This window comes from Nonomuraea sp. H19 (genome assembly GCF_052068215.1).
Classification (GTDB): Bacteria; Actinomycetota; Actinomycetes; order Streptosporangiales; family Streptosporangiaceae; genus Nonomuraea.
Genome location: NZ_JBQHCV010000026.1, coordinates 147,804 through 168,685 on the forward strand (window position 1 = coordinate 147,804; position 20,882 = coordinate 168,685).

Below are 20,882 nucleotides of genomic sequence, written 5' to 3' on the forward strand. Positions count from 1 at the left end.
CTGTCCATGGCCCCGCGGACGCCGCGGGGCCATGGGTCAGTTCAGCAGCGGTACGAGCTGCTCCTCCTCGTAGTCCAGATGGGCCTCGAGCTCACCGATGAGCCGGTCCACCTCGCTCAGGAGCGCCTCAGGAGCCACGTCGTCGGCGCCCAGGAGGGTCTTGAGCTGCTCGAGCAGCCGCTGGACGACCACGTGCTCGGCACGCAGCCGTTCCAGGACCGGCGCCAGCTCCGGATAGCGCCTCTCCAACCCGGGCAACATGCCGTTGTCCTCATGCGAATGATGCACGTGCAGGTTGTGGCACATGGTCAGGCAGTTGACGCGCAGCTGCGCGACCACCCGCGGCCCCGAGGCGGCGACCTCCCCGCGGATCCGGGCCAGCTCCTTGCGGAAGCCGTCGTGCAGCTGTTTGAGCAGGTCTCCGATGGGGCCCGAGGGCGGCCCGGCGTCGCCCGGGACCAGCGCGACCACCGGCAGGGCCCGGCCCGACCTGGTCTCGTACTCGCCCCAGCCGGGGTCGGCCTCCACGGCGCGGGCGAACACACGCTCACGCTCCTCGCCCGCCAGCACGACCGCCCTCGCCGGATAGGTGAAGACGCCGTCCTCCACGGTGACGTCCGGGTTGGCGAGCAGGTTGTGGTACCAGGCCGGATGCCTGGGCGAGCCGCCCGCCGAGGCGATGATGAGGATGCGGTCGCCGTCGGGCAGGTAGCCGAGCGGGGTCGTACGGGGCGCGCCCGTCCTCGCTCCGATGGTCGTCAGCAGGAGCAGCCTGGCTCCCTCGAAGGGGGCGCCGACCTCGCCCGCGTTGGCACGGAACTTCTCGATGATCTGCTGGTTGAAGTCAATGGGCATACGGGTTTTCGCACTCCAGGCGGGATGGGTGTCGATGACAAGGGGAAACCCGCACGGCATGCCGGAGGCTCGACGGGTCGACTACACCGCCGATGGCATGAGATGACGCGCGGGCGCTATGCGCTCAGGCACGACCGATGATGTGAGTGGTCACAGCGTCATCTCCTTTGAGTCGGCGCCTCCATGCCGCCGCCGTTCTCCAGGCCGGCGTCACGCGACGCGGCCGCTATTAAACGTGATCTTCGCGAGAGCTGTCAACCCCTCCGGCTCCACAGCGGAAGACACCGGGGCCGCCCCGGCCCCCGCCGGATCGAGGCGGATCGTGCGCGAGGACGGAGTCGAACCGCCACAGCCGAAGCGTCCGCTTTACAGGCGGATGGGCTCGCCACGTGCCCGGCTCGCGCGAGAAATGACAGGTGGCCCCAGCAGGACTCGAACCTGCAACAGACCCGGCTTCGTAGGCCGGCGCTCTATCCCATTGAGCTATAAGGCCAAAAATGGTAGTCGTACCCCGTACCGGACTCGAACCGGCGATTTCCCGGTTGAAAGCCGGGCGTCCTGACCGCTAGACCAACGGGGCATTCCTCGAAAAGGAGGATCGTACGTCCGGCGGGATTCGAACCCGCACCGTCCGGCTCCTTAGGCCGGTGCCTCTCCCATTGGGCTACGGACGCTTGAGATCGGGCATCTGCCGCGTGGACCGACGGGATCTCGAAACCCGAACTCCTGCTTGCAAGGCAGGTGTGATGCCTTTTCACCATCAGCCCATGAATGTCTTCCGCTGTGGAGTTGTCAGAAGTGTGCGCAGGAAAGAGAAAGGCCGCCTGGGTGGGTCCCGGCGGCCTTCGGATGCTCCTTGCGCGAGGATTATCCGGAGGCCCGCCCGGCGCGGGCGCAGCCGAGCGCCGCAGGGCGGCGATAAAAGCGCCGTTCCTGCTCAAGTGCGGCGGCTGCGAAGCGCATGACTGGCCTTTCTCTTTGCGTTGCGGGGGCGGCTGGAATCCGCCCCTTTTCGTTCGACGTGGTCAACCGTAACCGGCGGCATCCGGCGGATGCCACTCATTTATCGGGCTCATTCCACGTTCCCCGGCCACGCGGGCGCGCTACGGGGACACGATGATCGGGAGGAGGGAGGTGCAGGCAGCGTCACAGCTCGCCCCGGCGTGAGGCCTCGATCTCGGCCTCCAGCGCTTCCTCGTCCAGTGCCGGAGGCCGGGCCCGCGCCAGCCAGCAACGCAGCGGGCCGGCCAGGTCCTCCACCGTCACTGCGTTGAGGAGCCGCGCCACGACCGGGTCGGCGGCGTCGCAGCGGGCGCACAGAACGACCTCGGCGCTCCCCCGCACGCGCTTGCCCGTCGCCGTCGTCCAGCCGTGCGGGACCCGTGCGACGGCCAGCACGTCGCCGCCACGGCAGCGCGGACAGGCCGTCATGACGTGCCGATCGCGTTGAGGCCCAGCAACGCCTTGACATCGCCGTAGAACGCGGGCTCCGCGCTGACCCGGAACGGTTCCAGATCCAGCAGCACGCCCTTGCCGCGCTGGCGGTGCAGCCGCAGGTGAACGGGGGCGCCGCCGGGATGGGCGGTGAGGATGTGCTTGAACTCCCGGACCAGGCGCGGGCTCAAGCGGTTCTCCTGGATCGAGATCACCACGGGCGGCTCGGCGGTGGTCACGGAGAGCGGGGTGACGTCCTCGGCGTACACGCTCATCGTCTCGTCACGTACGTTGATCCGGCCGCGGACGGCCACCACCCGGTCCTCGGCCAGCACCTCGCCGTACAGGATGTAGCTCTTGGGGAAGACCAGGCACTCCACGGAGGCGTCGTGGTCTTCCAGGGTGACGATCGCCCACGGGCTGCCCTGCTTGGTGACCTTGCGCTGCAGGCCGGAGATGATGCCGCTGATCCGCGCCGGGCCCTCGGGCCGCCCGGAGGCCAGCAGGCCCGCGATCGTGGTGTCGCGGTTGGCGTCCAGGACGTGTTCCGCGCCGTCGAGCGGATGGCTGGAGACGTACAGGCCGAGCATCTCCCGCTCGAACGCCAGCAGCGTCGCCTTGTCCCACTCCCCCTCCGGGATGGCGATCGAGAAGGCGCCGGCCTGGCCGGGCTCGCCGAACAGCGAGTCCTGGCCGTGGGCCGCGTTGCGCTTGACGTCGACGACTGCGTCGACGGCCTGCTCGTGGACGGCGACCAGGGCCGCGCGGTGATGCCCCAGGCTGTCGAACGCCCCCGCCTTGGCCAGCGACTCGATGACGCGTTTGTTGCAGACGACGGACGGGACCTTGTCCAGGAAGTCGTTGAAGCCGGTGTAACGGCCCTTGGCGGCGCGGGTGGTGACGATGGCGTCGACGACGTTGGCGCCGACGTTGCGTACCGCGCCCAGGCCGAAACGGATGTCGGCGCCGACCGCGGCGAAATCCAGACCGCTGGCGTTGACGTCGGGCGGCAGCACCCGGATGCCCAGGCGGCGGCAGTCCGACAGGTAGACCGCCATCTTGTCCTTGTCGTCGCCGACGGAGGTGAGCAGCGCGGCCAGGTATTCGCAGGGGTGGTTCGCCTTGAGGTACGCCGTCCAGTACGACACCAGGCCGTATCCGGCGGTGTGCGACTTGTTGAAGCCGTAGCCGCTGAAGGGGACCAGGACGTCCCAGACCGCCTTGATCGCCTCGCCGGAGAAGCCGCGCTCACGCATGCCCGCCGCGAACCGGTCCCACTCGGCGTCCAGGACCTCCTTCTTCTTCTTGCCCATGGCCCTGCGCAGCATGTCGGCGCCGCCGAGGGAGTAGCCGGCCAGCTGCTGGGCGATGGCCATGACCTGCTCCTGGAAGACGACCAGGTGGTAGGTGTCGCCCAGGATGGGTTCCAGCGCCTCGGCCAGCTCCGGGTGGATCGGCTCGACCCGCTGCCTGCCGGTCTTGCGCAGGGCGTAGTTGGTGTGGGCGTTCATCTCCATCGGGCCCGGACGGTAGAGCGCGGAGACGGCCGCGATGTCGGTGAACTCGGTGGGCCGCATCAGCTTCAGCAGCGTGCGCATGCCGCCGCCGTCGAGCTGGAACACGCCGAGTGTGTCGCCGCGTGCCAGCAGCTCGTACGTCTTCGCGTCGTCGAGCGGCACGTTCAGGATGTCGATGTCGACGCCCTTGTTGGCGCGGACGTTCGCGATCGCGTCGCCGATGACGGTGAGGTTGCGCAGGCCCAGGAAGTCCATCTTCAGCAGGCCCATGTCCTCGGCCTGCGTGAAGGGGAAACCGGTGATGACCGGGCCGTCCGCCTTGGGCTTGACCAGCGGCAGCACGTCGATCAGCGGCTCGGCCGACAAGATCACGCCGGCCGCGTGGATGCCGGTGCCGCGGGTGAGGCCCTCGACGCCGGCCGCGGTGTCGATCACCCGCTTGACGTCGGGGTCCTGCTCGTACATGGCGCGCAGCTCGGCCGCCTCACCGTGGCGTGGGTGGCTTTCGTCGTGGATGGCGGCCAGCGGGATCTCCTTGCCGCCGACCGCGGCGGGGAACGCCTTGGTGATGCGGTCGCCCAGCGCGTACGGCAGGCCGAGAACCCGGCAGGAGTCCTTGATGGCGGCCTTGGCCTTGATCGTGCCGAACGTGACGATCTGGCAGACCCGGTCCTCGCCGTACCTGCGGGTGACATAGTCGATCATCTCGTCCCGGCGGCGGTCGTCGAAGTCCAGGTCGACGTCGGGCATCGTGATCCGCTCGGGGTTGAGGAACCGCTCGAAGATCAGCTTGTGCTCGATGGGGTCGAGCTCGGTGATGCCCGTGCAGTACGCGACCATCGACCCGGTGGCCGAGCCACGTCCGGGGCCGAGGCCGATGCCGTGCTCGCGGGCGTACCGGCAGATGTCGGAGACCACCAGGAAGTAGCCGGGAAAGCCCATCGCGTCGATCACGCCCAGCTCGTAGTCGATGCGGTCCAGCACCTCCTGAGGCGGGTCGCCACCGTAGCGGCGGCGTGCGCCCCGCAGTGTCTCCTCGCGCAGCCAGCTGGACTCGCTCTCGCCTTCGGGTACGGGGAAGCGCGGCGTCAGATCCCGGTGCGCGAACACCTCCCCGTAGTCGCCGACCCGCTCGGCCACCAGCAGCGTGTTGTCGCACGCGCCCGGCACCTCGGCGTCCCACAGCGCCCGCATCTCCGCGGCCGGCTTGACGTAGTAGCCGCTGCCGCTGAACCGGAAGCGGCCGGCGTCGGCCAGCCGCTTGCCGGTGCCGATGCACAGCAGCGCGTCGTGCGCCGCGGCCTGGTCCTCGGTGACGTAGTGGGAGTCGTTGGTGGCCAGCGGCGGCAGCCCGAGGTGCTTGCCGAGCTTCAGCAGGTCGTCGCGGACCCGGCGCTCGATGGCCAGGCCGTGGTCCATCAGCTCCAGGAAGTAGTTGCCGGGGCCGAAGATGTCGCGGTAGCGGGCGGCGGCCGCGACGGCCTGGTCGTACTGGCCGAGCCGCAGCCTGGTCTGCACCTCGCCCGAGGGGCAGCCGGTGGTGGCGATGATGCTCTGGCCGTGCGCGGCGAGCAGCTCATCATCCATGCGGGGATATTTCTGGACGTGTCCCTCCAGCCAGGCGCGCGACTGCAGCCGGAACAGGTTCCGCAGCCCCCGCGCGTCGGCCGCCCACATGGTCATGTGCGTGTACAGGCCGCGCCCGGAGACGTCTCCGCCCTCGCCGGTGTCGTCGTCGGACCTGCGTAGTGCCAGGTTGTCGCTGTAGAACACCGGCTGCCGGCGGTGCCGGGATCCCGGCGCCACGTACGCCTCGATGCCGATGATCGGCTTGACGCCCTGCTTGCGGGCCTGCTGGTAGAACTCGTACGCGCCGTGCACGTTCCCGTGGTCGCTCATCGCCACGGCCGGCATCCTCAGCCTGGACACCTCGTCCATGAGCGGGCCGACCTTGGCCGCGCCGTCGAGCATGCTGTACTCGGTGTGCACGTGCAGGTGTACGAAGGACCCCACCGGCTTCCACCCCTCATGGTTGTAGTCTCTTGCGGCAACCCGAGCATTCGACCCGAGCTTGGGAGGGGCTGTCCAACAACCGACACGCTGGCCGGCCACAACCGTTGGTGGTGGAATGGAGCTTGAGCTGGGCGCGGTGCGCGCCTTCGTGGCCGTCGCCGAGGACCGCTATTTCGGCGAGGCGGCGATCCGGCTGGGGATCAGCCAGCAGGCGGTCTCCAAGCGGATCGCGCGGCTGGAGTCCGACCTGGGGCTGACGCTGTTCTACCGGTCGCGCAACGGCGCCGATCTCACCGAGGACGGCCGGGCGTTCCTGGTCCACGCCCGCGCCCTGGTCGGCATCGCGGACCAGGCGGTGGAGCTGCTTCGCGGCCGGCGCCGCGCGCTGCGGGTGGACGTGCTGGACACCCGGCTCGCCTCCATCGATCTGATCAGGGGGTTCCATCAGGCCGTCGACGGCGTGGAGGTCGACATCGTCACCTCCGACGGGTTCAGGAGCGCGCGTGACGCGCTGGCCCGCGGAGCGGTGGACGCGGTCCTGTGCCGGGTGCCCGGGCCGCTGGACGACATGATCGACTGCGTGCCGGTGCACCTGGAGCCGGTGCACCTGCTGGCCGGCCGCGGGCACCGGTTCGCCGGTCGGGAGCGCGTGGAGACGGCCGAGCTTGCGGGGGCGACGGCGTGGATGCCGGGCAACGCCGAGGGCAGCGAGTGGGCCGAGTTCTACCGGCTGCTGGGGGCCGCGTTCGGCATCCGGATCGACACCTCCGGGCCGCACTTCGGCTACGAGCACTATGTGGAGACGATCGGCTCCGGCGGGCGCATCGGCTTCGCCGGAGAGGGAACGCGGCTGCCCTGGCATCCGGACGTCGTCCAGATCCCGATCACCGCCCCGGTGCCCGTCTACCCGTGGTCGCTGCTGCGGCACCGGCAGAACCAGCATCCCGCGCTCGACCTGCTCACCCGCCACCTCGTGGCGCGCCGCCGACCGCTTGACCCGGCCCATCAGTGGCTGCCCGACGCCGACCACGCCGCCTTCACCCGGGATCGGGCGAGGCCTTAACCGCCACGTATATACACCGGGCATATAGTCGCCGGCATGAGTGTTCCCCTTGCCCTGCTCGGCCTGCTCGATCGCGAGCCGAGCTACGGATATGACCTGAAGCGCGACTACGACACCTACTTCGGCAGGGGCAAGCCGCTGCCCTTCGGCCAGGTCTACTCGACGCTCGGCCGGCTGGCCAGGGACGGCAAGGTCATCGCCGGGCAGAGCGAGCCGGGCGCCGGCCCGGACCGCAAGCGCTACACGATCACGCCCGTCGGCAAGCAGGAGGTCGAGGTGTGGCTGGCCGAGCCGGTCGCGGCGGAGCCGTACCTGCAGACGGTGCTGTTCACCAAGGTCGTCCTGGCGCTGATGCTGGGCCAGGATGCGGCGGGCTACCTGGACGCTCAGCGGGCCACGCACCTGCGGCGCATGCGCGAGCTGTCGGAGATCAAGCGCGGCGGCGCGCTGGTGGACGCGCTGCTGGCCGATCACGGCATGTTCCACCTGGAGGCCGACCTGCGCTGGATCGACGTCACCTCGGCCCGGTTGGCGGCGCTGGCGGAAACGGTGCGCGGCTCATGACGATCGACGGCGTTCCCGTGCCGAGCCCGCTGATCGAGGCCCGCCGGATCTCGCGCTCGTACGGCCACACGCCCGCGCTGCGCGAGGCGAGCCTGTCGGTGAGGGCCGGCGAGATCGTGGCCGTCATGGGCCCGAGCGGTTCGGGCAAGTCGACGCTGCTGCACTGCCTGGCCGGGATCTTCACCCCGGACGCGGGCGAGGTGTGGTTGGACGGGCGGCGGCTGGACACGCTGAGCGACCACAGGCGGTCGGAGCTGCGGCGCACCGCGTTCGGCTTCGTCTTCCAGTTCGGGCAGCTGGTGCCGGAGCTGACCGTGGCCGACAACGTCGCCCTGCCGCTGCTGCTCGGCCGGGTCAGACGCGGGCAGGCCTACCGGCGTGCCGTTTCCTGGCTGGACCGGCTGGAGCTGGCCGATCTACGGGACCGGCGTACCGGGGAGTTGTCGGGCGGCCAGGCGCAGCGGGTGGCGATCGCCCGGGCGCTGGTGACCGGGCCCCAGGTGGTCTTCGCCGACGAGCCGACCGGCGCGCTGGACTCCCTGACCGGCGAGAAGGTCATGGAGCTGCTGGTCGGCCTGGCCCGCCAGGAGGGCACGACCGTGATCGTGGTGACCCACGAAGCCCGCGTGGCCGCCTGCGCCGGCCGGGAGGTCATCGTCCGCGACGGCAGGGTCACCGACCCCTACGCCAGCGAGGTCGCCCGATGACGATCTGGCTGGGGCTGCGGCTGTCGCTGCGCGGCGGCAGGGCCGCGGCCGTCCGGCTGGCGCTCGTCACCGCGGCGGTCGCGACCGGCGTCGTGGTGCTGCTGTCCACGCTGTCGCTGTTCAACGCCTTCCAGTCCACCGCGAGCCGCCCGTGCTGGGAGTGCACGACCGGCTCGGCGCCCAGCGGCACGGCTCAGGGCGCCACGCTGTGGAACTACCGCCGGGACTCCTACTCCGGCCGGACGATCAAGCGGCTGGACGTGGCCGCGCCCGGCCCTCAAGCGCCCGCCATCCCGGGCATCCCGGAAATGCCCGATGCGGGCCGGTACTACGCCTCCCCCGCCCTTGCCGAGCTGCTGGACTCGGTGCCGCGCGGGCAACTCGCCGACCGGTTCCCCGGCACGCGGGCCGGCCTCATCGGCCCGGCGGCGCTGTCCGGCCCAGACGACCTGGTGGTCGTCATCGGGCAGGCCCCGGAGCAGGTCGCCGCCATGGCCGGCACCGTCGTGGCCGGCACCATCGCCACCGGGCCCGTCGCCGACGACACCACGGCGCTCTACCGGCAGGGGTTCGGCCTGGCCGCGATCGGCCTGATCGTGCCGCTGCTCGTGCTCATCGGCACGGCCACGCGCCTGGCCGCCGCCCGCCGCGAGGCGCGTTTCGCCGCGATCAGGCTGGTGGGCGCCACGTCCCGGCAGATCAACGCCATCGCGTCGGTGGACGCCGCGGCGGGGGCTCTGCTCGGCACGCTGGCCGGGGTCGCGATCTTCCAGGCGGTACGGCCGGCCGTCGCCGCTGTGACGATCACCGGGTCCCGTTTCTTCCCCGAGACGGTGGCCCCGTCCGCGCTCCAGTACGCCGCCGTCCTGGCCGGGGTGCCGATCGCGGCCGCCTGCGCCGCCCTGTGGTCGCTGCGCCGGATACGGATCTCACCACTCGGCGCGGCGCGGAAGGCGCCGGCGTCCGCGCCCAGGTGGTGGCGGATGCTTCCACTGCCGGCCGGCCTGGGCCTGTTCGCGGGGCCGGTGTTCTGGGGCACGGACAACGAACCGAACGCGGTGCTGGTCGACACCGGCCTCGCACTGATCATGGTGGGACTGGTGGTGGGCGGGCCCTGGCTGACGATGCTGGCCGCGCGGCTGGCCGCCCGGTTCACGCACGGCGCGGCGACGATGCTGGCCGCGCAGCGGCTGGCAGCCGACCCGAAGGCGGCCTTCCGCTCCGTGAACGGCATCGTGCTGGCGGTCTTCATCGGCACGGCGGTCGCCGGGATCGTGCCGGCGGTCGTGTCGGGCCAGCAGGAGGTAGGGGGCGGCACGCTGAGCAACGTGCTGCGTGCCTCGTTCGGTCGCGGCGAGCAAGCCCTGTCGCCGAAGACCGGGGCCGAGCTCCTCGCCAAGCTGCGCGCCCACCCCGGCGTCACCGTGCTGCCGGTCTACGCACGCGCGGACGTCCCCGCGCCTCCGGCCAACCTCGAGCTCCTGCCGGAATGCGCCCGCGGCGTCTTGTGCGAGCAGGATTTCCTGCTCAGAAGCGTCGTCGAGTGCGAGAGCCTGGCGCTTTTCCCCGCCTTGGGGCGGTGCCCCGCAGGCGCCGGGGCCGTGGCGACCCGCTTCTCGCGCCTGCTGACCGGCGACAACATGCTGACGATCGGCAGGGAGCTCCCGCTCGTCCATGCGAAGAGCCCGGCCACCTCCACCCCCGCCACGAGCCTGGGCCTGGCGGGGGTGCTGATCGGCGTGGCCGATCCGGCGGTCCGCGAGCGGGTCCGCACGCTGCTGGCGACGTACCTGGCCAGGTCGGGTAGCACCGAAACGCCGCAGACCTTCGCCGAGGTCGCCCAGGCCAGGGCGGTCCTGCTGGACCAGGCGGAGCGCATCGCGCTGGCCATCGTGGTGCTGACCCTGCTCGTCGCGGGCTGCGGCCTCCTGGTGGCGGTCGCCGGCGGCCTGATGGAGCGCAGGCAGCCGTTCACCCTGCTGAGACTGTGCGGCACGCCGACCCGCACCTTGTCCAAGGTGGTGCTGCTGGAATCGGCGCTGCCCCTGGTGGTGGCCGCCGTGGTCGCGGCGGGCGCGGGGCTCGGCGTGGCGCAGCCGCTGATCGACCAGATCGCGATCAGGAGCGCACCGGCCGCGTTGCCGGGGCCCGCCTACTTTCTGACCGTCGGCGGTGGTCTGCTCGCCTCTCTGCTGTTGATCGCCACGGGACTGCCGCTCCTCAAGCGCATGACCGCGCCTGACGACGTGCGTTTCGAATAGAGCCGGCGTCCCCACCGGCAGGGTCAAGCCGGGGCAGCTCCTAGCGGGCGGCGCCGGTTCGCGCCGCGGTGACCACCACCGCGGCGTAACGCCTCGTGAAGCTGCCCCCGAACGCGTCGATCGCGGCCCCGATGCTCGCCAGCACCTCCTCCAGCCTGGCCGGCGGGAGCCGGGTGTGGGCACCGGTAGTAGGCAGGTGCGGGGGTGGTGAGTCAGCGGTCGGCGATGAGGCGGACCGCCTGCCGGATCACCTCTGCCTGGGCGGGAGCGAGCCCGTCAAGGAACGGCTCGATCACCCCGGCGTCCCACTCGGGCCAGCCCGGGTGGGGCTTGGCCAGCATGTGCCGCACGCTGTAGTCGGCGAGCCTCGCCGCCAAGGGCGCGATCCTCGGGTCGTCGGGCTCGGCGGCGGCCAGCTCGTCGAGCCGCCGGTAGAACTCGTGCCCGCGCGCCGCCACCTCGGGATCGGCGGCGAGCGTGTCGAACATCGCGAAGGCGCGTTCCCGCTCCGGGGTCGCCGCCACGGTGTCCATCAGCATCAGCATCTCGCGGTCCCAAGCCGCCGCCTTCGACGCGGGCAGATCCACCGTCTGCAGGAAGGCCAGCAGGTCGGGCGAGACGGTGTCCTCCGGTCCCAGCGTGCCGGCCTCGGCCCGCTGGAGCACCTCGGCCAGGCGCTGACGCCTGACCCGGATCTCCTCCTCCTGCCTGGCCAGGTCCGCGTCGATCTCGGCGAGGATCTCGGGCAGCTCCCTGGAGCGGTCTTCGGCGATGACGTCGCGTGCCTCGTCCAGGCTCAGGCCGAGAGTGATGAGGCGGCGCACGCGGGCCAAGGCGATGACGTCGCGCATGCCGTACTCGCGGTAGCCGTTGGCCAGGCGGCGTGGCTCGGGCAGCACGCCCTGGTGGTGGTAGTAGCGCACCGTCCGGGTCGACACTCCCAGCAGCGCGGCCAGCTCTCCGATCCGCATGCCCCACAGTTAAGACCTTGACGTCACGTCCATGTCAAACCGGTCTCCGTGGACGGGACGCAGTCTCAGAGCCGGCCGCTGACGCCGCGGATCAGCATCCCGAACAGCCCCGTCGCCAGGCGGCGGGTTATGGCAGCGGCCGCGCGCAGTGCGGCCTCGCTCTGGAACACGGTGCGCGGCCCGGCGGTGGCGACGCCCCGGGTGGCCGCCGCAGAGGCCAGCATGGCCTGCCGCCGGCGGCTCTTCTCGTACGCGCGCAGCGCCGTGGCCGGATCCGGACCGTGACCTGGCGCACGATCGGCCGCCGCCAGGCCGCGCAGCAGCGCCGCGACGTCTTCCAGCGCCTGGCCGGCGCCCTGCGCCAGGATGGGGGGCATGGCGTGCACCGCGTCGCCGATCAGGACGCACCGGCCGCGCCGCCATCGGAGCGGGGCGCGGTGCCGGCGGTGCGGGAAGACTTCGAGGTCCTTCTCCGACAGCGCCGCCAGCAGGTCGGGGACGGGCGGGGCCCACGCCCCGTACTGCGTCCGGAGGGCGGCGAGCGCCCGGTCCGGGTGGTCGGAGCCGTCGCCCGGCCGCCACCTGAGGTCGATGAGCCACTGCAGCAGGCCGTCGCCCGCGGGGCTCAACCCGACAAGTCCCTCGCGCCCGACGAACAGCAGGGCGCGGGAGCCGAGCTCGAAAGGCGCCGGGATCAGGCCCTGCCAGGTGGCCGCACCGGTCGGCAGCGCGTCCGTGCCTGCGCCGGGGCCGAAGAGCGCCGCGCGCACCTGGGAGTTCACGCCGTCGGCGCCGATGAGCAGGTCCCCCGAGTACTCCGCGCCGTCCTCGGTCTCGATCCGTACCGACCGGCCGTCGTCGTGGAGGCGGGTGAAGCGGGCGCCGAACCGGAAGACTCCCTCATGCAGCCCCTCGGCGAGCCGGGCCAGCAGTAATCGGCGAGGGATCACCACCACAGGAGCGCCGAACCGGGTCTCCAGCCGCTCGGTGTCCACCACCATCACCGGGCGCCCCCGGGCGCTACGGACGTCGACGGCCTCGATGCGCTGCCCCGCCCCGTCCATCCGCACGCCGAGATCGCCGAGAACCGCGGTGCCGTTGCTCCAGAGCGTGATCGCGCAGCCGCTGTCGCGCAGGGCCGGCGCCCGTTCGAGCACGGTCACCGCATGTCCGGCCGCGAGAAGCCCTCTGGCCGCCGCCAGCCCTGCGATCCCGGCCCCCACAATGAGAACACGCATGCCCGTCCTCTACGGCTAGTAGTACTACTAGTTGTAGAGCATAAGGGCGGGGTATGCCAGGCCAAGATCCGGCCCCATCCGGCCATGACGGACAGTCCCATCTCGCGCTGGAACAGTGCCCTCGACACGGCGAGCGGCCCCGCCTGGGAGACCCAGGCGGGGCCGCGCCGGCTCAGTAAGGCCGCTGGAGGTAGCGGCCGAGCGACGGGTCGTACAGGCGGCCCTCCACCAGGACCGTCCCGTCCAGCATGGTCGGGTGGAACGAGCCGCCCATCCAGCCGTAGCGGCGTGATGCGGAGGCCACGCCGAATTCGTCGTACCCGACCACGGTGGCCAGGCCGCTGTCGAGCTCCAGCTCGGTGCCCACGTGACCCTCGACGGTGAGCAGCAGGACACGCACCGATCCGGTCGCCCCCGTCAGCGCGGCCAGGTCGCCGCCGACGCCGGCCACGTGACGGACGACCGCGCCGTTCTCGGCGACCCAGGAGGTCCGGTCGCCGTCGGAGCCGTAGTGGTGGACGGTGACCGCGCCCGCCTCGGTGGTCTCCGACCTGATCCGGCCCGCCGGGTCGCGCGTCCACGTCAGGCTCCGCTCGCCGGAGGTCTGCTTGGCCGGCAGGCCGTCGGCGAAGTAGGCGACGGTGCGCCCGCCCGGCAGGGAGGTGGTGCGGCCCGCCGGGTCGTAGCCGTAGCCGTCGCCGGTCAGCCTGCCGTCGGAGGAGTAGGTGTACGTGGTGATGCTCGCGGTGGAGTCGTCGGCCACCGGGCAGTCCTCGTCCGACGCCTGCACGGCCAGCCGGACCCGGTTGCCCGCGCCGTCGTGGCCGTAGCGGCGCAGCGTGCACACCGGGAACGCCATGTCCAGCGCCGAGGCGAGCTGGCCCGCCTTGTCGTAGCCGAGCTGCCGTTCGGCCCCGATGTCGGTGCGCATGTTCAGCAGCACCTGCCCGTGGACGTTCCGGCCGATCTGGTCGATCATCACCGGGCCCTCCAGGCCGTCCCGGGTGTAGATGCGGCCGTAGTTCTGCCCGCGCTCGTCGTACGGGGACTGCACGTGCAGCCCGCCCGGCAGGTCGCCCTCGATCTGGCGGCCGTCGGCGTCGTAGCGGGCGGTGAAGGTGCCCGCGGCCGAGTCGGTGACCGAGGTGGGCAGGCCGCGCGGCTCGGCGGCGTGGTCGTAGGCGTAGACCCTGGTGGACGGGGCCGAGTCCGCGACCTTGACCGGGCGGTCGAGGTCGTCGTACTCGGTGCGGGTCTGGCCGCCGTCCGCGTCGGTGTGGGAGATGACCCGGCCCAGCCGGTCATAGGCCGTCACGATCTTCTCCGTGCCGCGCCACCGCTCGGTGGGCCGGCCGGTGGCCCGGCTGTAGCCGATGCCGATCTCGGCCTCTCCCCCGGACTGCGTCGCGATGGGCCGGCCGGCCGGGTCGCGCTTGATCGTGGTGACCGTGCCTCCCTCGGTCACCGTGTGCGGCAGGCCGGAGGCGGTGTAGGTGTAGGTGCGCCCGCCGTCCTGGCAGACCAGGCCGGCCCACTCGGGCCGCCCGCCGCACGGGGCGCCGCCGGCCGCCGCGTAGAGGACGGGCCCGGCGGTGTCGGCGGCGACCGCCTTGCCGCCGGGGTCGCGGACCGTCCTGACCTGCCGGCCGGTGGCCCAGTCGTAGGTGATGGTGGTGGTCCTGACGTCCACGTCGGGCTTGGACTCGCGCCCGACGATCACGGCGCCGGCCTTGACGGTGGTCGGCAGGTCACGGGCCGTCGCGGAGGCCGGCCGGCCCTCGTCGTACGTGCTGACGGTGCGGGTCCTGGCGCCGATGGCGTACCCGGCCGGCAGGTCGTCCACATCGGACTCCAGGTTGACGATGTGGACCGGGCTCAGCTCCTCCAGCTTGCGGCGGCCGGAGGCGTCGTAGATCGAGCGGGTGGACAGCATCTCGGCGCGCTCGTCCGGGCCGTAACCGGTGATGGCAAGCTCGACGAGCCGGTAGTCGGTCTCAGGACGCTGCGACAGCTCCCTGTTCGCGGCGGTGAGCACCCGCACCGCGTGGCCGAACCGGTCGTAGTCGGTGGCGGACAGGTGCCCGCCCGGCGTCAGGACGTTGACCGCCCGGCCCGACTCGTCCAGGTACGTCACGGTGGGGCGGGTCGTGGAGCCCGGCGGGTGGACCGCAGTGGCCGTCACGGGTGCCGCCGCCTGTCCCCAGGCCGCCACCTGCCCGGCCGTCATGTCCGCCGGGCCGCCGGCGGCCTTGGTGAGCGGGACGCCGTAGCCGACCGTGGTCTTCGCCTCGCCCGCGACCTGGTCGGCGGTGCCGGGCTTGAGTGTGGGGCGGGTGACCGAGCGCAGGCGGCCGTCGGCCTCGTAGCCGAAGGTCCACGGCAGCTCGCCGGGCGGGGTGAGCGTGGTGACGCGGCCGGCGGAGTCGTAGCCGTAGACCGTCTTCAGCGGCGGGCTGATCCGCGGGTCCCACACCTCGGAGAGCCGGCCCGCGCCGTCGTAGCCGTACTGGGCGATCACCGCTCCCTTGAGTGAGACGGTGGCCAGGCGGCCGGCGGTGTCGTAGCCGAGCTCCAGCGTGTGCCCCGACCGGGTGATCGACTTCGGACGGCCCTGCTCGTAGGTGTGGCCGGCAGGTATGTAGATGTCCCCCTGTTTGGTGAAGGCGGTGACCTCGCCACGGGAGTCAGTGAGCGTGTACGTGCCGGTGAGGGTCAGGTCCTCGGCGCCGGGCTCCGGCTTCCAGCCGTCCTTGGTCTTGGTGAACTGCACCGGTGTGCCGTCGGCCCGGGTCAGCTCGACCGAGGTGGGCGAGGTCTCCTTGAGCACCGTCAGCGCGGGCGTCCACGCGGCGCCGGGGTCACGCGAGGAGGCCGCGCGGGTGAGCGTCAGGCCGAAGGGGCCGCCCGCCGCGGTCTGGAGGCGGTAGTCACCGGTGAGCAGGTTCAGCACGCCGGGGCCGACCTGGCTGGTGGCGGCCCGGGTGGCGCGGCGGTCCACGACGACCTCGGCCGGGCGGGACTCCACGGTGGTCCCGGACGAGCCGGAGACGAGCGCGCGCACCTGGACCGCGGCGCCGCCGAGGTGTGCCGCGGCGTCCCAGACCAGCCCGGACACCCCGTTGGGGGCCGCGACGGGCCAGGCGGTCAGCGGCTTGCCGTCCGCGCCGGTCACGTTCGCCACCGGCAGGTCCGCCCAGGCGTCGGTCTCGGACCGCCTGTACTGGAACCTGGCCTGGGTGAAGGCGTTGCCCGTCACCGCGAGCGGCACCCTGCCGGTGCTGCGCAGGCCGTCGGCCGGAGCGGTGAGCACGGCCACTGCCGCGCCGGAGCCCACGTTGAAGGTGTACGCGGTGACCGGCGAGGCGTTGCCCGCCTTGTCGATGGTGTGGACGCTGAGCGTGTGCGCGCCGGTCGTGGCGGGCGTCAGCTTGGCGGTGACGGCCGCGCCGGTGGTGAGCACCTTCGTGGTGCCGCCGCTGTCGAGCTTGTAGGCGATCCAGCCGGTGTCGGTGCTCGCCGGGGTGAGGGTGAACGTGCCCGCCTTGCCGGCGTCGCCGTGCCAGCCGCCGTCGTTCGGGTAGTCCGCCGAGGCCACCTTGGGCGCGGGCGGCTTGGTGGTGTCGACGGTGAACGTCGCCGTCTGGTACGCCTTCGAGGTCAGAGAGCCGTCGTTGGCCCACGACCGGATCGTGTACGTCTTGCCGTTCGCGAGCTTGCCGGCGGGCACGTTCGCGCCGGAGAAGCCGTTGCTGGCCACGTACGCGCCGTAGAGGTTGTCGATCAGCAGCGTCGAGCCCGCGTACACGTCGAACAGGCCGCGCACGTTCCCGCCGTCGGGGTCGCGCACGTGGTTGCGCAGCTGCGGGGTCAGCGTGTTGGTCCAGCGGGTGCCGTTGTAGTCGGTCCACGGGGAGGTCCACGTGGAGACCGGCGTGCTCGGGTAGGAGTTGTACGTCACCGAGATGACCGGCACCTTCGACGAGGCGTTGCCGGAGTGGAACCGCTTCCAGGCGTACTCGTCCGACTCGTTGGCGGCCCGCAGGCCCATGCCGGATTCTTTCCAGCCCTGGGTGGCGTAGTGCTGCACCAGCGAGGTGACGTTGGCGGTGACCCAGCCGTCGGCGCAGCCGCTCCCATAACCCTTCGTCTGGCTGGAGGAGGCGTACTTGGCGGCCGAGTGCGGTCCCGGCCAGCGCGACGCCGTCGTGGCGCGATCGGCCGACCAGACATCCCACGAGCGGGCGTCGCACGACCACGAGTGGTAGTTCCACAGCTTCAGCGTGGCCGAGAGGATCTTCTTGCCCGCGATGCCGGGGGTCTTCCACGTGATGAACGACCGGGCGACCTGGCCGCTGCCGTTGTTGCCGATCTTCAGCTCGGTGGAGCCCGACTGGTCGGTGCCGTAGCCCTCCTGCACGAACGTGTCGAAGACCTGGCCCAGGTTGAGCGACGGGTCCACGGTGACGGGATACGTCGTGGCCGGGTCGTTCAGGAAGGCAGGGTCCGGGGTGAGGACGAGGTCGTTGCTGGAGACCTTCATGTCCACGGGGGCGCGGCGCAGGTGCTCACCGGAGATCGGATGCGTGCTGGCGTCCCACATGACCGGCGCGGGGATGGTGACGGCGGTCTTGCCCTTGGCGTCGACCAGCTCCACGCCGCCGTCGGCGGCCTGGCGCGGCTTGAGGCCCGGCGCCTTCAGCCCCAGCGTGTACGTCAGCGGCGCGGTCGGGCGCGACTTGAGCAGCAGGAACTGCTCGGCGCCCGTCCTGGTGGCGGTGACGACCAGGTCGGCACCCGGCATGACGTCCGGGTACGTGGCCGTCTCACCGGACAGGCGCGGCGTCGGCAGCGCGCCCTTCCACTGCATGGTCACCTTGGCGGCGCCCTCGCCGATCGTGATCAGATCGGCGGGCCCGGACGCGTCTGCCTGCCGGGCCACGCCGGCGCGGCCGCCGCCGAACCTGAGCGCCCGGCCGTGGCCCCGGGTCACGATCTCGCCTGACGGCGCCTTGGTGAGCGAGATGTCCACCGGAGCCCACGCGCCGTCGCGGCGGAACCTGACCGGGCCGGCGAACGAGTCGACCGTCAGCGTGCCGTCCGGGTTGGCGTAGGTGGTGGTGGTCTCGGTACGGGCGTCGGCGACCTCGACCCGCTTGCCGGTCAGGCGGGCGGACAGCCGGGCGGAGGGCTCATCGGGCGCGCTCGGCTCGGCCGTGAGACGGCCGGGGGCGCTCGGGTCGTCCACCGGCTTCGCGGCGGCGGCGGACGGGGACGGCGAGGTGGCGGGTGGTTCGGCGGCGGCGGGTGACGGGGGCGCGGCCAGCGGGAGAAGCAGCAGGGCGAGGCCGCCGGCGAGGGCCCGTGGCAGGAGGGCAGGCATGGGTGCTCCGGGAGGTGTGCGCGTAGGGCGACGCCCCCGCCGGGCCGGCGGGGGCGTCGGGTAGTGCGGGGATTACTTGCTCTGGCAGCTCTTCTTGCGGACCTCGCCCCAGAAAACGGGTCCAGGCAGCTGGATGCGGAGCGCGAAGCACTGGTTCTTGTTCGAGGCTTCCCGGATCTTGTAGATGTACTGGGCGACGCCGGCCACGATGATCGCCCTGCAGCCCAGCTTGATCTTGCCCTTGGCCTTGTCGCAGGCGGCCTTGAGCACCTCGGCCGCGGCGGCCGCGCCGGCGTACAGCCAGGCGTTGTGGATCTTCTTCGTGAGCTTCTTCGAGAAGATCACCCGGCACATGGCCTTCCACCACTCGCACTGCAGCTTGAGCGCGGGGTCGGCGACCACGGGGTAAGCGGCACCCGCGTGGTTGACCGTCTGGATGAGCGTCATGCCCTCCACCCGGTACGAGGTCGGCACCGCGTTGCCGTTGGCGTCCTTGGCCCAGGGCAGGTCGATCTCGCCGATGTAGAAGTCGTCCTGGTAGATCAGGACGGTGCCGTCGTCGTCCTCGACCTCCAGCATGGATCCCTCGGGCGCGCTGATCGGGAAGCGGTACTCCGTCGGCGCCGAGGCGTCCTTGATGATGGTCAGGGCCCGGGCGATCTGGCCGGTGCGCTGGTGGGCGAAGGCCACGGTGGGCTGCTTGGCCGTGTACGTGACCAGGCCGGGCAGTGGCTGGTTGGCGTTCCCCGTGGCGTCGGGCATGCCGATGCCGATCTCGGTCTCGCTGACGGACACCGACAGAGTGCGGTTGGGGTCCGTCGCGACGGCGAAAGGCCGCTGGACGTCGCCCTCGGGGATCACGGTCGGCGGGACGGTCTTGGCCTCCTCGACGATCTCGGGGACGACCTGGGTGAGGGCTGCCAGCGCCGGGTCATCGGCGGCAACGGCGGGAGTGGAGGTGATGTTCGCGCTGCTAAGTGCCAGGGCTGTCGCTAACGCGACGACGAATGCCCGAGCGGAAGTGCGCATGGATGTCCTTCCACGTGCGGTTGGGGGGCATTGCACAAACGCCGCAAACGTAAAGATCATCAGCAACCATTCGGGTGATCTTGAATGGACGGCCCGTAAACGTTTGCTGTCTTCCGGGCCTCGTAAGTACACGCTTACGCAGGGTCACAGCCGATTCGGCATCAGGCCAGGTCACACCGCGGCGGCCGGATGGCGACCAGGCGCATCACACCCGTGCCTGTGCATCCGGGACATGCGCGAGGACGAGCGACGCTGCAAGATCAGCCTGGGCCGACGGCGTAGGCTCGGATGATCGTCTGGGTAAGGGCGTTGCCGGACGCGCTGTTGACCGTCGTCCTCAGCGAGACGAATCCGGGCGTGCGCGGGTTCGGCACCATGGCGGTCCATCCCGTGGTGGTGCGCTGGGCCGGGATGGTACGCCAGCTCGTGCCGTCGTCGGAGGAGAGCTCCAGCTTGAGCGTGGAGGGAGCTCCCTCGACGCTGATGGGCAGTTCGGTCAGTGAGCCGGAAACGGAGCAGCCGCTGCCGCTGATGGCGGTGCGCTACGCGCCCGGCGGACTCGACGATCTCAACCGCGCCAGGTCCGGCTCACTGACTGCCGGCCGGTCCAGTCGGGGTGCTTCTGGGCCAGGATCGCGGCGGCTCCCGCCACATGCCGCGCGGCCATCGAGGTGCCGCTGAGCGTCCGGTAGGCGCCACCGGCTGCCGCCGCGACGATGTTCACGCCCGGCGCGGTGATGTCCGGCTTGATCGCATGGTCGCCTTGCCGCGGTCCCTGACTGGAGAAGTCGGCGATCCGGTCCGACCTGTCGACCGCGCCGACCGTGAGAGCGGCGTCGGCGCTGCCGGCGCTCGATACCGTGCCGGGCCGGCCGTCGTTCCCAGCAGAGATGACGAACAGCGTGCCCGTCCGCGCCGACAGGGAATTCACCGCCTCTTCCAAGGGGTCGAGGTCCTGTTCCTCAACGCCAAGGGAGGACGCCTGACCGCCCGCGCCGCCGGCGGCATCATCGCCGCGATCGCCCAGACGGCCGGCCTCGACGACCCCACCACCGCGCACGTCCTGCGCCACACGCTCGCCACCATCCTGGACGCCCTCAACGTGATCACGGTTGGCCGTAGGCCTACCTGCGAAAACGGGCGTCGAGATCGACACCGGGCCGGTTTTCCCGGTATCTCGGCTGGATCCGCGCACAGGGCGACGCCCCCGCCGGTACGGCGGGGGCGTCAGGATGGTGCAGGGGCTACTTGCTCTGGCAGCTCTTCTTGCGGACCTCGTACCAGACGATGCCCGGAGCCTGGAACCGGATCGCGAAGCACTGGCCCTTGTTCGCGGCTTCCCGGACCTTGTAGATGGCCGAGGCGCCACCCGCCGTGTAGGCGATCTTGCAAATCAGCTTGGCCTTGCCCTTGAGCTTGTCGCAGGCGCCCTTCAATGCCTCGATCCCGCCGGCGACGCCGGCGACGAACCAGGCGTTGTAGATCCTCTTGGTGAGCTTCTTCGAGAAGATGAGCCGGCACATGGCCTTCCACCACTCGCACTGCAGCTTGAGCGCGGGGTCGGCGACCACGGGGTAAGCGGCACCCGCGTGGTTGACCGTCTGGATGAGCGTCATGCCCTCCACCCGGTACGAGGTCGGCACCGCGTTGCCGTTGGCGTCCTTGGCCCAGGGCAGGTCGATCTCGGCGAGGTAGAAGTCGTTGTTGTAGATCAGGACGGTGCCGTCGTCCTCCTCGACCTCCAGCATGCTGCCCTCGGGGGCGGAGATCGGGAAGCGGTACTCCGTCGGCGCCGAGGCGTCCTTGATGATGGTCATCGCCCGGGCGATCTGGCCGGTGCGCTGGTGGGC

At 71.4% G+C, this 20,882-nt stretch carries 13 protein-coding genes and 5 tRNA genes; 5 read left to right on the forward strand and 13 right to left on the reverse strand.

The genetic code is table 11. The features are described from left to right. Positions 1–36 precede the first annotated feature (36 nt). The 8 genes from ACTMTI_RS43300 to dnaE form a co-directional block, all read right to left on the reverse strand. Positions 37–855: a nitroreductase/quinone reductase family protein gene (locus ACTMTI_RS43300; RefSeq protein WP_441126632.1), complete on the reverse strand. Its 819-nt coding sequence runs from the start codon at positions 853–855 to the stop codon at positions 37–39. Positions 856–1,178: 323 nt separating this feature from the next. Beyond that, positions 1,179–1,259 (reverse strand) — tRNA-Tyr (locus ACTMTI_RS43305). Between the two features lie 13 nt (positions 1,260–1,272). Next, positions 1,273–1,348, reverse strand: a tRNA-Arg gene (locus ACTMTI_RS43310). A 14-nt stretch (positions 1,349–1,362) separates the two neighbouring features. Next, positions 1,363–1,435, reverse strand: a tRNA-Glu gene (locus tag ACTMTI_RS43315). Positions 1,436–1,456: 21 nt separating this feature from the next. Beyond that, positions 1,457–1,529, reverse strand: a tRNA-Leu gene (locus tag ACTMTI_RS43320). 22 nt (positions 1,530–1,551) lie between these two features. Then, positions 1,552–1,622, reverse strand: a tRNA-Ala gene (locus tag ACTMTI_RS43325). A gap of 379 nt (positions 1,623–2,001) precedes the next feature. After that, positions 2,002–2,286, reverse strand: coding sequence for a DUF6300 family protein (locus ACTMTI_RS43330; protein WP_441126634.1), 285 nt, complete (start codon positions 2,284–2,286; stop codon positions 2,002–2,004). Further along, positions 2,283–5,819, reverse strand: a complete 3,537-nt coding sequence (gene dnaE / locus ACTMTI_RS43335; protein ID WP_441126636.1) for a DNA polymerase III subunit alpha — start codon at positions 5,817–5,819, stop codon at positions 2,283–2,285. Before dnaE ends, ACTMTI_RS43330 begins: the two co-directional genes overlap by 4 nt. 115 nt (positions 5,820–5,934) lie before the next feature. Between dnaE and ACTMTI_RS43340 the strand changes: the two genes are divergently transcribed. From ACTMTI_RS43340 to ACTMTI_RS43355, 4 genes are read left to right on the forward strand one after another with little or no spacing between them, the layout of a single operon-like run. Further along, entirely contained in the window at positions 5,935–6,882 is a 948-nt protein-coding gene (locus ACTMTI_RS43340) for a LysR family transcriptional regulator (RefSeq protein ID WP_441126637.1), read from the forward strand. Between the two features lie 36 nt (positions 6,883–6,918). Beyond that, complete coding sequence (locus ACTMTI_RS43345) at positions 6,919–7,446, forward strand: PadR family transcriptional regulator (RefSeq protein WP_441126638.1); 528 nt, start codon at positions 6,919–6,921, stop codon at positions 7,444–7,446. Further along, complete coding sequence (locus ACTMTI_RS43350; RefSeq protein ID WP_441126639.1) at positions 7,443–8,153, forward strand: ABC transporter ATP-binding protein; 711 nt, start codon at positions 7,443–7,445, stop codon at positions 8,151–8,153. Before ACTMTI_RS43345 ends, ACTMTI_RS43350 begins: the two co-directional genes overlap by 4 nt. After that, on the forward strand, positions 8,150–10,414 hold the full coding sequence (locus ACTMTI_RS43355) for an FtsX-like permease family protein (protein WP_441126640.1): 2,265 nt from the start codon (positions 8,150–8,152) through the stop codon (positions 10,412–10,414). Before ACTMTI_RS43350 ends, ACTMTI_RS43355 begins: the two co-directional genes overlap by 4 nt. Positions 10,415–10,626: 212 nt before the next feature. On the opposite strand, the gene ACTMTI_RS43360 is transcribed toward ACTMTI_RS43355, so the two are convergent. The 5 genes from ACTMTI_RS43360 to ACTMTI_RS43380 form a co-directional block, all read right to left on the reverse strand. Then, positions 10,627–11,385, reverse strand: a complete 759-nt coding sequence (locus ACTMTI_RS43360) for a MerR family transcriptional regulator (RefSeq protein WP_441126641.1) — start codon at positions 11,383–11,385, stop codon at positions 10,627–10,629. 65 nt (positions 11,386–11,450) lie between these two features. Continuing rightward, positions 11,451–12,623 (reverse strand): FAD-dependent oxidoreductase, encoded by a 1,173-nt coding sequence (locus ACTMTI_RS43365; protein WP_441126642.1) that lies wholly within the window; start codon positions 12,621–12,623, stop codon positions 11,451–11,453. Positions 12,624–12,795: 172 nt separating this feature from the next. Further along, a complete protein-coding gene (locus ACTMTI_RS43370; RefSeq protein WP_441126643.1) occupies positions 12,796–18,003 on the reverse strand; it encodes a DNRLRE domain-containing protein in 5,208 nt (1,735 codons plus the stop codon). Positions 18,004–18,075: 72 nt separating this feature from the next. After that, positions 18,076–19,032, reverse strand: coding sequence for a hypothetical protein (locus ACTMTI_RS43375; RefSeq protein ID WP_441126644.1), 957 nt, complete (start codon positions 19,030–19,032; stop codon positions 18,076–18,078). Positions 19,033–19,600: 568 nt separating this feature from the next. Continuing rightward, positions 19,601–20,104 carry a S8 family serine peptidase gene (locus ACTMTI_RS43380; protein ID WP_441126645.1) on the reverse strand — a complete coding sequence of 168 codons (504 nt, stop codon included), beginning with the start codon at positions 20,102–20,104 and terminating at the stop codon, positions 19,601–19,603. On the opposite strand from ACTMTI_RS43380, the gene ACTMTI_RS43385 reads away from it, so the two are divergent. Further along, the gene (locus ACTMTI_RS43385; RefSeq protein WP_441126662.1) at positions 20,015–20,446 is read left to right on the forward strand and encodes a hypothetical protein; all 432 of its coding nucleotides are present in this window, start codon (positions 20,015–20,017) and stop codon (positions 20,444–20,446) included. The genes ACTMTI_RS43380 and ACTMTI_RS43385 overlap by 90 nt on opposite strands. Positions 20,447–20,882: the final 436 nt, after the last annotated feature.